Here is a 15,688-nt window from a genome sequence, read left to right on the forward strand (position 1 = left end):
TTAATCTGCACCGATTCTATCATTCAACTCGCTGACTAAAAATCCGCACTAATTCCACCCATGGCCCGCTACTTCCTGCTGCTCCTGCTGATTCTCCCCCGCCTCGGCCGCGCCGATGTGACGCTGCCCGCGCTGCTGACCGATAACCTGGTGCTTCAGCAAAAAACCACCGTGGCCCTCTGGGGCTGGGCCACGCCCGGCGAGGCCGTGACCGTGGCTACCAGCTGGCAAAAAGCCCCCGCCAAAGCCAACGCCGACGCGCAGGGCAACTGGCTGGTGCGCGTGCCCACCACCAAAGCCGGCGGCCCCTACACCATCACCATTGAAGGGCGAAACAAGCTCACCATCAACAACGTGCTGCTGGGCGAAGTGTGGCTGTGCTCAGGCCAGTCAAACATGAATTTCCCACTGGCCAAAGGCGCGGCTAAGTGGATGACGGGAGTCAGAAACGCGGCCGAAGTTATTCCGCAGGCTAAATCCCCGGCCATTCGCATGTTTACAGTGGCCCAGAAAGTGGCCGATGTGCCACAGCGCGACGTGGCCGGCAGCTGGGCGGTGTGTAGCCCCGAAACGGTGGGTAATTTCTCGGCTGTCGCCTATTTTTTCGGGCTCGAAATTCACCAGAAACTGGGCGTACCCGTGGGCCTCATTCACTCCTCCTGGGGCGGCACCCCGGCCGAGTCGTGGACACGGCAGGACGTGCTGGAGGCCAACCCCGTGCTGCGCCCCATCCTCACCCGCTACGCCCTCGGCCTGACGCAGCGCCCAGCTTACGAAACCGCTCTGGCAGATTGGAAACAGGAGAAAACCGACAACCCCCAAACCACCCGCCCCAAGCCGGAGGAACCGCTCAGCGCTACCAGTAACAAGTCGCCGGCCAAGCTTTATAATGGCATGATTCGGGGGCTGGAGCCGTACACGCTGCGCGGCGTTATCTGGTACCAGGGCGAGAGCAACGCCGAGCGCGCCTACCAGTACCGCACGCTATTCCCGGCCATGATTGCGAACTGGCGACAGGACTGGCAGCAGCCCAGCCTGCCGTTCTACTTCGTGCAAATAGCCCCGCACAAGGGCCAGAACCCCGAAATTCGCGAAGCGCAGCTGCTTTCCTGGCAAGCCGTGCCGCACACCGGCATGGTGGTGACCACCGACGTGGGCGACTCACTCGACATCCACCCGCGCGAAAAGCAGACCGTGGGCCACCGCCTGGCCCTGTGGGCCCTGGCCCAAACCTACGGCGAGCGTGCCCTGCCCCACTCCGGCCCACGCTACCGGGCCATGCGGGTGAAAAATGGTGAGGCCATCCTCACCTTCGACTACGCCGAGGGCCTGCTGAGCCGCGACGGTGACCTGCGCGAGTTCACCGTGGCCGGCCCCGATAGCGTGTTCCGGCCCGCCCGGGCGCGCATTATGGGCCGCACAGTGGTGGTGAGCAGTCCGCAGGTGGTCCAGCCGGTAGCGGTGCGCTTTGGCTGGGCTAAGTCGCCGATGCCCAACCTGTTCAACGGCGCGGGGCTGCCCGCCTCGCCCTTCCGCACCGACCAGTGGCGCACGCCCACGCAGGGCAAAGAATAGGAGGCGGGAGTCGTTTTTGGAGGCAGGCAGGAGGGTGCGGGAAGGCTATTAATTAGAAAAAATAGATTTTTGCATAGATGAGTGGTGAACCCCGGCCGGTTGCTACCAATTCTACCCAAAAGATCCGGACAAGGCCGGTATGGGCGGCTGCAACTGCCCATACCGGCTGGGAACCCCGCCACCCAGCGGCATTTTGCTGCCAGCCGCGCCTCCAGGGCCCCGGCCGGTGCGCTGCTCAAAGCCTGGGATTGGGCCGCAGCCCCCGGCCCGGACCGGCAGCCCCAACAGTAGTGAGTAAGCAACTACTAAACGAAGTGGCCCTAACCAGTAGTCTACAGGAGAGTACCGGCAAAACACCCTCATAATATTGGCCTCAGGTTCCGCTTCCACGCTCCTTCTTTCTTCAAAAAAAATCTCACCCAAGTTCATACGCTCATGAAGAAGTTTTATCCCTGGCATCGTTTGCGTCTTGCGGCGTGTGTGCCACTGCTCTTGCTGGCGGGGCCGGGCACGGCACTGGCCGCCGTGCATCCGGTTCGGCACCTAGCCGCCGAATGGCCCCTCACCGGCAAAGTGACCTCGCCCAGCGGCGAAGGCCTGCCCGGCGTGACCGTGGTAGTGAAAGGCACTACGCTGGGCACCACCAGCAACGCCGATGGCTCGTTCAGCCTGTCGGTGCCCGAAAAGGCCGGCACGCTGGTATTCAGCTTTATCGGGTTTCAAACCCAGGAGAAACCCTTCTCCGGTCCCGGCAGCTTCAACGTGAAGCTGAGCGACGACACCAAAAGCCTCGACGAGGTAGTGGTGGTGGGCTACGGCACCCAGAAGCGGGCCGACGTGACCGGCGCCATTGCCACCCTGGATGCCCGCAAGCTGGAAGAGCGGCCCATTGCCCGCGTCGACCAGGCGCTGGTGGGCCAGCTGGCCGGCGTGCAGGTGAAGCAAGTATCGGGCGTGCCCGGCCGGGCCTTTAGCATTCAGGTGCGGGGCGCGGGCTCCATCTCGGCCGGCAACGAGCCGCTGTATGTGATTGACGGCTTTCCGCTGGAAACGGCGGCGGCCAACGGTGGCGGGCGTTTCAGCGCCGGCAGCCCGCTCGACAACATCAACCCCAACGACATTGAGAAGATTGAGGTGCTGAAGGATGCGGCCGCGGCCGCCATCTACGGCTCGCGGGCGGCCAACGGCGTGGTGCTCATCACCACCAAGCGCGGCCGCTCGGGCAAGCCCCAAATCAGCGTGAATACCTACGTGGGCGGCTCGCGGGCTGCCAAAAAGCTCGACCTGCTGAGCGGCGACGAGTGGATTGCGAAAGCCACGGAAATCATCAACTCCAACTGGGTGCGCTCGACGCCGACCACGCCCGGTGCCACGCCACGCACCGCCGACCAGAATAACGCCACCCGCCGCCAGATTATTAACAGCACGCCACTGGCTACCACGGGCTTGCTGCCCACGCCCCTGACCGCCACGCAGTACAACACCGACCTGATGCTGGACGAGCGTTGGGCCCTGCCGGGCCACCCCGGCCTAGCGTTTGTAGACTGGCAAGACCAGCTCTACCGCACCGGCCTCAGCCAGAGCTACCAGGTGAGTGCCTCCGGGGCCACCGACAACGTGAACTACTTTGTATCGGGTAACTACAGCGACCAGCAGGGCTTCGCCATCGGCCTCGACTACAAGCGCTACTCGGCCCGCGCCAACGTAGAAGTAAAGGCCAGCGACAAGCTGCGCTTCGGCCTGACGGTGAGCCCGTCGTTTTCGATTGCCACCGACCCCGGCATTGAGGGCAAGGACAACCGCTTCCACCAGCTACTCTCGATGACGCCGGTGGTGGAAGACACGGCCGGCGTGAACACCGGCTACGGCAAAAACGAAGTGTACCGCTGGGGCGTGAGCACGGCCAGCCCCATTGCCGTCATCAAGGCCTACCAGGGCGATACCCGCACGTTCCGCACGCTGGGCACGGTGTTTGGCGAGTTCCAGCCCATCGCGGGCCTGCGCCTGCGCTCCTCGCTGAACATGGATAACACCGACGCTACGTCGAAGTCGTTTCAGCCGCCCACGAACACAAAGGCCACCTCGCTAGCCAGCGGCTCGTACTCCGGTTTCCGCCGCCAGACGTTTGTGAACGAGAACACGGCCACTTACAGCAAGGTCATCGGCAAAAACGACTTTTCGGTGCTGGTGGGTCAGGCGTATAACTTCTCCAAGCTCGACAACGTGGCCCTAGCCGCGAACGGCGGCTTCATCAACAACAACCTGACCACGCTGAACGCGGCCACCAACATCACCGGCACGAGCGCCAACTACACCACCGAGACCCAGAGCGTGTTGCTCTCGTACTTCGGCCGCCTGCAATATGCCTTCGATGGCAAGTACCTGCTGTCGGCCAGCGTGCGGCGCGATGCTTCGTCGCGCTTCGGGTTTGAGGACCGGGCCGGCGTGTTCCCGGCCGTATCGGCCGGCTGGCGCATCTCGCAGGAGCCGTTTATGGCGGCCACCAGCAACGTGCTGAGCGACCTGAAGCTGCGCGGCAGCCTGGGCTACTCCGGCAACAACACCATCGGCGACTACAGCAGCATTGCCACGCTGGGCTTTGCCAACTACGCCCTCGGCGGCACTTCGCCGGTGCAGGTAACGGGCCAGGCCCCCAACAAAGTGGGCAACCCGCAGCTGAAATGGGAGCGCAACCGCACCGTGGACTTCGGCGTGGACGTGGCTTTCCTCAAAAACCGCATCACGGCCTCGGCGGACTACTACACCAAAACCAGCCAGGACCTGCTCCTGAACGTGCCCGTGGCCAGCGGTTCGGGCTTCACCACCAGCCTGCAAAACATTGGCGAGGTGCGCAACAACGGCTGGGAAGTGGAGCTGAACACCCGCAACGTGGAAGGTGCTTTCTCCTGGACTACCTCTTTCAACCTGAGCCACAACGAGAACAAAGTGGTGCACCTGGGCCCCGGCGATGCCACCATTGAGGTGCCCAACGGCCTGGATACGCCCAGCAACATTTTGAAAGTGGGCCTGCCCATCTACAGCATTTTTGTGGTGAAGCAGACCGGGATTCTCACCCAGGCCGACATCGACGGCAAAGTGGCCCAACTGGGCACGCAGTCGGCCGGCGAGCCCAAGTTTGAGGATTTCAACGGCGACGGCAAGATTGACTTCAACGACCGCCAGGTGGTGGGCAACCCCAACCCCACCTACACCTATGGCATGACCAATACCTTCCGCTACAAGGGCTTCGACCTGAGCTTCCTGGTGCAGGGGCAGGCCGGCGGCTCCATCTACTCCACCCTGGGCCGGTCCATCGACCGGATGGGCGTGGGCTACAAGGAAAACGCCCTGGGCCGCGCCCGCGACCGGTGGCTGTCGGCCGACAACCCCGGCGACGGCATCAAGGGCAAAGCTACCCCGCTGAGCACCACCTTCATCCGCAACACCGACTGGCTGTACTCGTCGAACTACTACCGGGTGCGCACCATCACGCTGGGCTACGACCTGGGCCTGATTATCAAGAAGAGCGTGGCGCAGGGCGCCCGCATCTACGTGACGGCCGAAAACTGGTTTGGGCACGACAACTACTACGGCGGCCTCAACCCCGACGCCCTGAATACCAACAACGGCAGCACCTTCGTGTCGGGCTCCGACTACGGCGGACTGCCGCTGGCCAAAACCCTGGTTCTGGGCCTAAACCTCACTTTTTAATCGGCTGGGTTTGTCCCACTCACCCTTCTGAAAATTCCCATGAAACGTATATTCCTCTTCTTAAGCCTGGCCTGCGCCGTGGCCCTGAGCGGCTGCGAGAAAGACCTGGACCAGCTGCCGATTTCGAACGGCTCGGTGCCGGACTTCTATAAATCGGCCGCCGACTTCGACCAGGCCATGACCTCGGTGTACAGCACGCTGCGCGGCTACCCCGACCGCGAAGTGTACCTGTCGGAAGTGCGCTCCGACAATATTTACGCCTCCAGCGCCGTGGGCGGCCGCGACTGGGACCCCATCAACAACTTCTCCACCCTGCTCAACATCAACGCCATTGTGGCCGATGCCTGGGCTTCGGACTACGCCGCCATCTACCGGGCCAACGTGATGCTTGACCAGCTGGCCGCCAATGGCTCGGTGGTGCCGGCCGCGCTGCGCACCCGCTACGAGGGCGAAGCCAAGTTCATCCGGGCCTTCATGTACTTTGACCTGGTGCGCAAGTTTGGCCGCGTGCCCGTGATTGACCACGCCCTGCTGCCCCGCGAGGTGGCCCAGATTCCGCGCGCCGATGTAGCCAAGGTGTACGAGCTGATTCTTACCGACCTGGGCACCGCCATCACCAACCTGCCCACTTCCTACACGGGGGCCAACGTGGGCCGCGTGACGGCCGGCGCCGCCAAAGGCATTCTGGCGCTGGTGTACCTCACCCGCTCGGGCCCGACCTACGGCATCAAAGGCCCCGGCCTGAACTCCAACGAGTACGACAAAGCCAACGCCCTGCTCGACGACATCATCGCGGCCAAAGGCACGGCCCGCTATGCCACCCAGGCCACCTACGCTGGCATTTTCTCGCCCACGGCCGAGAACAATTCGGAGGTAATCTTCGACATTCAGTACTTCGCCAACGGCTCGGTGGGCGGCTCGTTCCAGAACATCGTGGTGCCCGATGGCTACTACACCCAGTTAGGTCTGTCGTTCTCGGCCGGCTCGGTCGAAATCAAACCCACTTCGAACGACCTGATAAGTTCGTATGCCACGGCTGACCTGCGCCGGGCATTCAACATCCAGTTTGGCTACTCGTACGTCACCGGAGCGACGACCACCTCGGATACCCGGCCGTTCTTCAAAAAATATGTGAACGTGGCTGCCAAAGGCGCCAGCCGCACCGATTGGGGCCTGAACTACATCGTGCTGCGCTACACCGACATCCTGATGATGAAGGCCGAATGCCAGATGCGCGGCGTGGGCGGCAGCACGGCCGATGCCCTGCTGCTGGTGAACCCCATCCGAGTGCGGGCGGGCGTGCCGCCCCTTACCACCCTCACCCTGGAAAGCCTGATGGAGGAGCGCCGCCGCGAATTTGCCGGCGAAAACCTGCGCTGGAACGACCTCATGCGCTCCGGCCTGGCCCTGACCGTGATGAACGCCTGGGCGGCGCGCGAAGACCTGGCTCCGCCGTTCAACAAAATCACCCGGCCCATCACCGCCAACCTGCTGCTCTACCCTGTGCCGCAGGCCGAGCTGGCGGCTGTACCTGGCCTCTACGACCAGAACGACGGCTACTAAAAAACTCGCTTGCTGAGGCGCTGCGCCCGGTTTTGGCTTTCGTCGGCACCCTGCCGGCGGGGCCGGAGCCGGGCGCAGCTGCGTTCGGCCTACCCCGCCGCACCCCACAGTACAGGACAGTACGGGCAGCGGCGGCCGTTTCTTTTGCTCCTCCCTCCTATTTCCCGCCCGATGCCGCAACTGTCCTGCCTATTTTTCAGCCTGTTGGAGCGGCGGCGCTTGGTGCGCTACTGCTTTTGGTGCGGGCTGTTGCTTCTGAAGCTGGCCGCTTCCGTCCACGCTGCGCCCTCCCCGGCCGGCCGCCTGAAACTCAACTTCAACCCGGAATGGAAGGTCCGGGTGGGCGATGCCCTCGGCGCGGATGCTGTCGGCTTTGATGATGCGAGCTGGAAAAAGGTGACGCTACCCTACGCCTGGAACGAAGACGAGGCCTTCAGCAAGGACATCAAGAATTTGAGCACCGGCGTGGCCTGGTACCGCAAGCATTTCCGGCTGCCGGCCGGGGCGACGGGGCAGAAAGCGTTTATTGAGTTTGAGGGCGTGCGGCTGGCTGGCGAGTTCTGGCTGAACGGCCAGCGCCTGGGCCTGCACGAAAACGGCGTAATGGCCGTGGGCTTCGATTTGACGCCTTTCCTCCGGCCCGCCCCGCAGGAAAACGTGCTGGCCGTGCGCACCGACAACGACTGGGACTACAAAGAGAAAGCCAGTGGCCAGGCATTTCAGTGGAGCAATCGCAACTTCAACGCCAACTACGGCGGCATCCCGAAAAATGTGTTTCTGTACGTGATGAGCCCGCTGCACCAGACGCTGCCGCTGTTTTCGGCGCTGGGTACCACGGGCGTGTATGTGTATGCGCAGGATTTTGACGTGGCCGGTGGCCGGGCCACGGTGGTGGCCGAGGCGCAGGTAAAAAACGAGTTTCCAGCGGCCCGCACGTTTGCGTATGAAGCGTCGGTGGCCGATGGCGAGGGGAAAACCGTGGGCACTTTCAGCGGTGGCGAAACCACTTTGCAGCCGGGCGAAATGAAAACGGTGACGGCCCGCGCCAGCCTCAGCGGGCTGCATTTCTGGAGCTGGGGCTACGGCTACCTGTACACGGTTTCGACCCGATTAATCGTCGACAAAAAAGTCATCGACGAAGTAAAAACCCGCACCGGCTTCCGCAAAACGGAATTTGCCCACGGCCTCATCAAAATGAATGACCGCGCCATGATAGTGCACGGCTACGCCCAGCGCACCAGCAACGAGTGGCCCGCCGTAGGCCTGGGCGTGCCCGCCTGGCTCTCCGACTACAGCAATGGCCTGATGGTGGCCGGCAACGCCAACCTGGTGCGCTGGATGCACGTGACGCCCTGGAAGCAGGACGTCGAAAGCTGCGACCGGGTGGGCCTGCCCCAGGCCATGCCCGCCGGCGACGCCGAGAAAGACGTGGCCGACCGCCGCTGGGGCCAGCGCCTGGAGCTGATGCGCGACGCCATCATCTACAACCGCAACAACCCCAGCATCCTGTTTTACGAGGGCGGCAACGAGAGCATCAGCGCGGCCCACATACAGGAGCTGAAGGACATTCGGAACCAGTATGACCCGCACGGTGGCCGCGCCATCGGCTCGCGCGAGATGCTGGACATTCCGCAGGCCGAATACGGCGGCGAGATGCTCTACATCAACAAAAGCGCCACCAAGCCGCTCTGGGCCATGGAATACTCGCGCGATGAGGCCCTGCGCAAGTATTGGGATGAGCTCACGCCGCCCTTTCACAAGGACGGTGCCGGACCGCTCTACAAGGGTGCGAATGCCGCCGACTATAACCGCAACCAGGACTCGCAGGCCCGCGAGGACGTGATGCGCTGGTACGACTACTGGCATGAGCGGCCCGGCACCGGCACCCGCAGCAGCGCCGGCGGCGTCAACATCGTATTCTCTGATACCAACACCCACTACCGGGGCGAAGAAAACTACCGCCGCAGCGGCGAGGTGGATGCCCTGCGCATTGCCAAAGACGGCTACTACGCCCACCAGGTGATGTGGGACGGCTGGGTAGAGCCCGAGAAGGCGCACACGCACCTCATCGGCCACTGGAACTACAAACCGGGCACGGTGAAAAACGTGGACGTGGTATCGAACGGCGAAAAAGTGGAGCTGTTTCTCAATGGCAAGTCGCTGGGTTTTGGGCAGCAGAGCTACCGCTTTCTCTTCACCTTCAAAAACGTGGCCTGGCAGCCCGGCACCCTGCGCGCCGTGAGCTACGATGCGGCCGGCAAGCCCATGAGCGAAGCCGAGCACCAAACCGCCGGCCCGGCCGTGGCCCTGCGCCTCAGCCCGATAGCAAGCCCCGCCGGCCTGCGGGCCGATGGTGCCGATTTGGCCCTGGTTCAAGTCGAAGCCATCGATGCGCAGGGCCGCCGCTGCCCCACGGCACTCAACATGGTAAACTTCACCCTGAGCGGGCCCGCCGAATGGCGCGGCGGCCTGGCGCAGGGGCCGGGCAACTACATTCTGGCCAAAAGCCTGCCGGTGGAAGGCGGCGTGAACCGCGTGCTTATTCGCAGCACCACGCAGGCCGGCAAAATCAGTGTCACCGCCACTTCCGAGGGCTTGAAATCCGCTTCGGTCAGCCTGAAATCGGAACCGGTGAAAGTGGAAAACGGCCTGACTACGCAGCTGCCCGGCGCGGATTTGCCGGTGAGTTTGCGGCGCGGGCCCACACCGGCCGGGCCATCGTTCACCGTGTCGCGGGTGACGGTGCCAATCATCGCCGTCACGGCCAGCTCCAATGCTACCAATGCTGCTTTCAGCTTCGATGACAATGAGCTTTCGGAGTGGATTTCGGACCGCAAAGAGGCCCGGCCGTGGATTGAATACGCGCTGGCCCGCCCCGCCAGCATCAGCCAGGTAGCCATGAAGCTGACCGGCTGGCGCACCAGCACCTACCCCATTCGCATTCTGGTGGATGGGCAGGAGGTTTTCAGCGGCGCTACCGAGCGCAGCCTGGGCTATTTCACGGCCGTATTTCCGCCACGTACCGGCCAGAAACTGCGCATTGAACTGACCGGCTCCACCCAGGCCAAGGATGCCTTCAACATCACCGAGCTGGAAACGCCCAAAGTGCCCACCGCCGCTACCGACCAGGCCGGCCCGCCCGGCACGCTGGGTTTGGTAGAAGTGGAAATATATGAGAAGCCGGCCATTTCGCCCGCGCCGTAACCCGCCTATATGCTCAAAAATGCATACTTTTTCTGCGCGCTCCTGCTGACTGGTTCGCTGGCCCAGGCGCAAACCGCGCCTGCCCCGCCCGCGCTCTGGCACAACCAGCCGCGTCCCCTGCGTTACCACCCCGAAGGCTCGGATTTTGTCATCACCAACGGCACGCACCGCTTCACGCGCTCCCTTTACGGCACCAACACAGCCTTCCGCGTCGAGGCCGGTGACCTACCCGAATTTGCCCTCTACCTGCCCGGCATGGGCGGCAACCTGAAATTTGGCCTGCTGGCCAACGGCCAAAGCAAGTGGCTCATCAAAGCCGAAAACATCACTGCCCGCTACCGCCCGGGCCTGATGCTGTATGACATCACCGACCCGCTGCTGGGCCCCGGCAAGCTCCACCTCGAAGTGCTGGCCCGCGCCGAGGCCGAGGGCCTTATCGTAAAAGCTCGCTTCGAAAATGTGCCGGCCAATAAGGTACAATTGCTCTGGGCTTTCGGCGGGGCTACAGGCAAGAAATTCAGCCGCGACGGCGACATTGGGGCCGACCCCGAATCGAGCTTTTACCTGAAGCCGGAGTATTGCCAGGGCAATGCGTTCGAGTTGAATAACAACAGTTTCACCTTAAGCTACGGAGGGGCCACCAAGTCGGCAACAAATGCCGCCGAAACGGCAAAACCAACCAACGCCGAGCAAAAAATACTGGTTGGCGTAATGCCCCCGGCCTCCCGAGCCCACGTAGCCAATGCCGCGCAGCAGGAGACGCCGCAGCAGCTTCTGGCATCCTCCGCATCGGCCACACCGGTACTGGCGGGCTCCGTGCCGGCCCAGGCGGGCACCGACCTGTACTTCGCTGTGCAAAAGCCGGAAACTACTACTGCGCCCACTTACGCCGCTTTGCCGGCCGTTTTCGCCCGGGCTGAAGCCGCCCGCACCGCGCTGGCCGGCCGCATCACTGTCAGCACGCCCGACCCCTATATCAATACGCTGGGCGGTGCGCTGGCCGTGGCTGCCGATGCCATCTGGGAAGCGCCGTCGTACCTGCACGGCGCGGTGGCGTGGCGCATTCGGCTCGATGGCTGGCGCGGCCCCTACGCCGCCGACCCGCTGGGCTGGCACGACCGCGCCGCCACCCACTTCCGCGCCTATGCTAAGTCGCAGCTCACCGGCCCGCCCAGCGGTCCGGTAGTACCCGATACCGCCCTGCACCTGGCCCGGCAGCTCGAAAAGCTGGGCACCACCGTATTCAGCGAAGGCTACATAGCCCGCAACCCCGGCGGCGATTTCCGCCCCCACCACTACGACATGAACCTCGTGTTCATTGATGAGCTACTGCGACATTTCAACTGGACCGGCGACCTGCAGTTTGCCCGTGAAATGTGGCCCGTGCTCCAGCGCCACCTGGCCTGGGAAAAGCGCAACTTCGACCCCGACAACGACGGCCTCTACGATGCCTACGCCGCCATCTGGGCCTCCGACGCGCTGCAATACAGCGGTGGGGCCGTCACCCATACCTCGGCCTACAATTACTTCGCCAACCAAAAAGCCGCCGAGCTGGCCCGCCTGCTGGGCGAAAACCCGGCACCGTACCGCCAGGAGGCGCAGCACATCCATCAGGCGCTGCAAAGCCGGCTCTGGCTGCCCGCCCAGGGCTGGTACGCCGAGTATCAGGATGCCCTGGGCCTTCAACGCCTGCATACTGCGGCCGGCCTCTGGACCATCTACCACGCCCTCGATTCGGAAGTGCCCGACGCCTTCCAGGCTTATCAGGCCCTGCGCTACGTCGATGCCGAAATACCGCACATTCCGGTGCGCGCTGCTGGCCTGCCCGATGCCGGTTACTACCTGCTTTCCACCACCAACTGGCAGCCCTACGACTGGTCGCTGAACAACGTAGTGCTGGCCGAAAACCTGCACACCAGCCTCGCCAACTGGCAGGCCGGCCGCCGCGAAGAAGCCTTTCTGCTTTGGAAAAGTGCCCTGCTCGAAAGCCAGTATCTGGGCAGCAGCCCCGGCAATTTTCAGCAGATCTCCTTTTATGACACCTACCGGGGCGAGCTTTACCGCGATTTCGCCGACCCCGTCGGCATGGCCAGCCGTTCGCTGGTTGAGGGCCTGTTCGGCATCCGCCCCGATGCCCTGCACGATACCCTGCGCATCAGCCCCGGCCTGCCCGCCGCCTGGGATTCGGCCGCACTGCAAGTGCCCGACGTGGCTTTCCGTTTCCGCCGCCAGGGCCGCCGCGAAACTTATACCATCACCCCGAAGCTCCCGAAACAGCTGGCGCTGCAGCTACGTGTGCCGGCCCTGGCCAGTCGTGTAGCTTCGCTGAAAGTGAACGGCCAGCCCGCTGCCTGGCACAACGTAGCCGCGGCCGTGGGCCGGCCAATTATTGAAATCAGCAGCGCGCCATCAACTCGCTATGCAGTTGAAATTGAGTGGCAGGGCGACGCGCCGGATGCGGCTGCACCGCAAGCAGAAGCGGCCAGCGGCGCGGCTTTTTCTGCAACGTTTGACCATGCCCGGATTATTCGGGTTTCCGACCCGCAGCAGGTGCTGCGGCAGCCTCGTCTGAGCATCTCGGCGCTCACGGCACAGGTAGCAGGGCAGCCCGGCAGCCGCACCGCCTTCGTGCAGCTTCAGCAGAATGATTTGACGTGGTGGGAGCCGTTGAAAATTACCGTGCAACGCCCGGTCATCCCTGCTCCTACAACTCATTCTACGATGCCCGCCAAATGGGAAACAGTGGATTTATCCGCTGCTTTCAACGACCGGGTGACGCAGATTTTCCGCAATAGATATCTCACGCCCCGCCCCCCCGTGGCCACCCTGCAACTGCCCACCCAGGGCATCGGCAACTGGTGCTACCCCCTCACCCAGGCCAATATTGATGATACTGGCCTGCGCCAGCTGGCTGGCCCCAAAAGCCAAATTCAGCTGCCCGAGGGCGTGCCGGTGCGCACACCCGGCGCGGCCGGTGTGAAGAACGTCCTCTTCGTTTCGCAGTGGGACAATTATCCGCACCAAGCCACGCTGCTGCTGCGGGGCCGCGCCCGCCGCGCCGTGCTGCTCCTGGCCGGCTCCACCAACGCTATGCAAAGCCAGTTTCTCAACGGCGAAATCACCATCACCTACGCTGACAACACCATCGCCACCCTGCCCCTGCGCAACCCCGACACCTGGTGGCCCATCGAGCAGGACTACCTCGACGACGGCTTCGCCTTCCAGACCGGAGCCCCTCGCCCTTACCGCATCCACCTCAAAACCGGCCTCATCACCCGCGATTTCAGCCAGTACACCAGCATCAAGGGCTTCAGCACCCGCGCCATCGACGGCGGCGCGGCTACCGTGCTGGAATTGCCCCTCGACCCCGGCAAGAAGCTCAAATCTCTTACTCTAAAAGCCCTGGCCAACGACGTGGTGCTTGGGTTGATGAGCGTGACGCTGGACCGTAATTAATCCCTCTTGCTACCCTTATGAAACTGACTTCTGGATTTTTACTTACGGGTCTGTTGGCTACCAATAATTTGCTACTGGCCGCCCAGCCCATCAACCGCCAGGCCCTCGTGGAGCGCCACAAAGTGGTTATCACGAATACCGATTCGCTCAATTCGCTGTCAGTCGGCAATGGCAAGTTCGCCTTCACCACCGACATCACAGGCCTGCAAACCTTCCCCCTGCACTACGAGAAAGGCATTCCGCTCGGCACCGAATCGGAATGGGGCTGGCACCGCTTCCCCAATAAAGCAGGCTACCAATTCGCCCAAAGCCTGCGCGAATACCAGTTCAACGGCCGCCCCGTCACTTACTCAGTGCAGGTGAAAACGCCCGGCAACAAAGACGCCGTGGACTACCTGCGCGCCAATCCGCACCGCCTGCAGCTGGGCAATCTGGGCTTTGTTATCCTGAAAAAAGACGGCCAGCCGGCCAAAATTCAGGACCTCAAAAACATTCACCAAGAACTGAACCCGTGGACGGGCGAAATACAGAGCCATTTCACGGTGGAAGGCGCGGCGGTGGATGTAGTGACGGTGGGCCACCAGACGCAGGATGCTATGGCCGCTAAAGTCACCTCGGAGCTACTGAAAGCCGGGCGGCTGAAAGTGGCGCTGCGCTTCCCCTTCCCCACTGCCGGCTGGGCCGATATGGGCACCGATTACTCGCACGAGGCCGACCATAAATCCGCCATCGCCACGCAATCGACTGGCCGCGCCCTAATCACCCACCAGCTCGATACCACCAAATATTACACCGCCCTAAACTGGGCGCAAACCGCCACGCTGGTCCCCGGCCGGCCGCACGAATTCATCCTCACGCCCGGCCGCCAAAGCGGCGTACTGGAGCTGAGCTGCCGGTTTTCACCCCGCCAGCCCGCAACAGCCGCGCCCACCTTCGCCGCCACCCGCGCCGATAGCCGCCAGCAGTGGCCGGCCTTCTGGCGCAGCGGCGGCGCCGTCGATTTCAGCGGCACCGCCGACCCGCGCGCCGCCGAGCTAGAGCGCCGCATCGTGCTCTCGCAGTACCTCACCCGCCTGCACAACGCCGGCTCGCAGCCGCCGCAGGAAACCGGCCTGCTGCTCAACAGCTGGTACGGTCGCCCGCACCTCGAAATGCACTGGTGGCACGCCGCCCATTTCGCCCTCTGGGGCCGCCCCGAAATACTGGAAAAGAGCCTTATCTGGTACGCCCGGCCCGATGTGCAGGCCGTGGCCAAAGACATTGCCCAGCGCCAGGGCTACGCTGGCTGGCGCTGGCAGAAGATGACCGACCCGTGGGGCGCCGAAGGCCCGTCATCCGTCGGGGCGTTTCTGCTCTGGCAACAGCCCCACACTATTTATTTTGCCGAAGAAGCCTACCGCGCCCACCCCACCGCCGCCACGCTGAAACTCTACCAGGAGCGGGTGCAGCAAACGGCCGACTTCATCGCCTCCTATCCATTTTTTGAGAAAGACAAGAGCCGCTACATCCTCGGCAAGGGCGTGATTCCGGCCCAGGAACGGTTCAAGGCCGAGGACACCTTCAACCCCACTTTCGAGCTGGTGTACTGGCATTGGGCGCTTGATATTGCCCAGAAATGGCGCGAACGCCAGGGCCAGCCGCGCAACCCGCAGTGGGACGACGTGCTGGCCAAGCTCGCCAAACTACCCGAAGCCAACGGCGTGTACCTCGCCGCCGAAAGCGCCCCCGATTCCTACACCAACCCCGAATACAAGACCGACCACCCCTCCGTATTGGCTGCTCTGGGCATGATGCCCGCCACCGGCCAGCAGGACGCCGCCACCATGCGCCGCACCTTCGACCTCATCTGGAAAGACTGGAGCTGGGACAAAACCTGGGGCTGGGATTTCCCCATGACTTCGATGACGGCCACCCGCCTTGGCCTTCCCGAAAAGGCCGTAGACGCCCTCCTGATGAAGGTGCAAACCAACACCTATCTGCCCAACGGCCACAATTACCAGGAAGGCCGCCTGCCCCTATACCTGCCCGGCAACGGCGGCCTACTCGCGGCCGTGGCCCTCATGTGCGCCGGCTACGACGGCTGCAAAGAGGCCAACCCCGGCATCCCCAAAACCTGGAAAGTGCGCTGGGAAGGCCTGCAAAAAATGCCCTAATGCCGCAATTCGATGGCGGCAGCGCA

The 15,688-nt window shown here is 63.2% G+C and carries 6 protein-coding genes; all 6 read left to right on the forward strand.

What is annotated here, in order from left to right:
* Positions 1 to 60: 60 nt before the first annotated feature.
* The 6 genes from I7X13_RS12850 to I7X13_RS12875 all read left to right on the forward strand — a co-directional run bounded on the left by I7X13_RS12850 (position 61) and on the right by I7X13_RS12875 (position 15,662).
* Positions 61 to 1,575 (forward strand): sialate O-acetylesterase, encoded by a 1,515-nt coding sequence (locus tag I7X13_RS12850; protein ID WP_198075799.1) that lies wholly within the window; start codon positions 61 to 63, stop codon positions 1,573 to 1,575.
* 480 nt (positions 1,576 to 2,055) lie between these two features.
* Positions 2,056 to 5,286 carry a SusC/RagA family TonB-linked outer membrane protein gene (locus tag I7X13_RS12855; RefSeq protein ID WP_198075800.1) on the forward strand — a complete coding sequence of 1,077 codons (3,231 nt, stop codon included), beginning with the start codon at positions 2,056 to 2,058 and terminating at the stop codon, positions 5,284 to 5,286.
* A gap of 39 nt (positions 5,287 to 5,325) precedes the next feature.
* On the forward strand, positions 5,326 to 6,849 hold the full coding sequence (locus tag I7X13_RS12860) for a RagB/SusD family nutrient uptake outer membrane protein (RefSeq protein ID WP_198066474.1): 1,524 nt from the start codon (positions 5,326 to 5,328) through the stop codon (positions 6,847 to 6,849).
* Positions 6,850 to 7,020: 171 nt separating this feature from the next.
* Complete coding sequence (locus tag I7X13_RS12865; protein WP_198075801.1) at positions 7,021 to 10,053, forward strand: glycoside hydrolase family 2 protein; 3,033 nt, start codon at positions 7,021 to 7,023, stop codon at positions 10,051 to 10,053.
* A 9-nt stretch (positions 10,054 to 10,062) separates the two neighbouring features.
* On the forward strand, positions 10,063 to 13,509 hold the full coding sequence (locus I7X13_RS12870; protein WP_198075802.1) for a DUF4450 domain-containing protein: 3,447 nt from the start codon (positions 10,063 to 10,065) through the stop codon (positions 13,507 to 13,509).
* A gap of 17 nt (positions 13,510 to 13,526) precedes the next feature.
* The gene (locus I7X13_RS12875) at positions 13,527 to 15,662 is read left to right on the forward strand and encodes a hypothetical protein (RefSeq protein WP_198075803.1); all 2,136 of its coding nucleotides are present in this window, start codon (positions 13,527 to 13,529) and stop codon (positions 15,660 to 15,662) included.
* Positions 15,663 to 15,688 lie beyond the last annotated feature (26 nt).

Origin of the sequence: Hymenobacter negativus, from assembly GCF_016056375.1 — a bacterium.
GTDB classification, from domain to species: Bacteria; Bacteroidota; Bacteroidia; order Cytophagales; family Hymenobacteraceae; genus Hymenobacter; species Hymenobacter negativus_A.

What these genes read in the sequence shown, in the direction of transcription:
- I7X13_RS12850 (WP_198075799.1), top strand. Translation starts at nt 61, where the DNA reads ATGGCCCGCTACTTCCTGCTGCTCCTGCTGATTCTCCCCCGCCTCGGC.
- I7X13_RS12860 (WP_198066474.1), top strand. Translation starts at nt 5,326, where the DNA reads ATGAAACGTATATTCCTCTTCTTAAGCCTGGCCTGCGCCGTGGCCCTG.
- I7X13_RS12865 (WP_198075801.1), top strand. Translation starts at nt 7,021, where the DNA reads ATGCCGCAACTGTCCTGCCTATTTTTCAGCCTGTTGGAGCGGCGGCGC.
- I7X13_RS12870 (WP_198075802.1), top strand. Translation starts at nt 10,063, where the DNA reads ATGCTCAAAAATGCATACTTTTTCTGCGCGCTCCTGCTGACTGGTTCG.
- I7X13_RS12875 (WP_198075803.1), top strand. Translation starts at nt 13,527, where the DNA reads ATGAAACTGACTTCTGGATTTTTACTTACGGGTCTGTTGGCTACCAAT.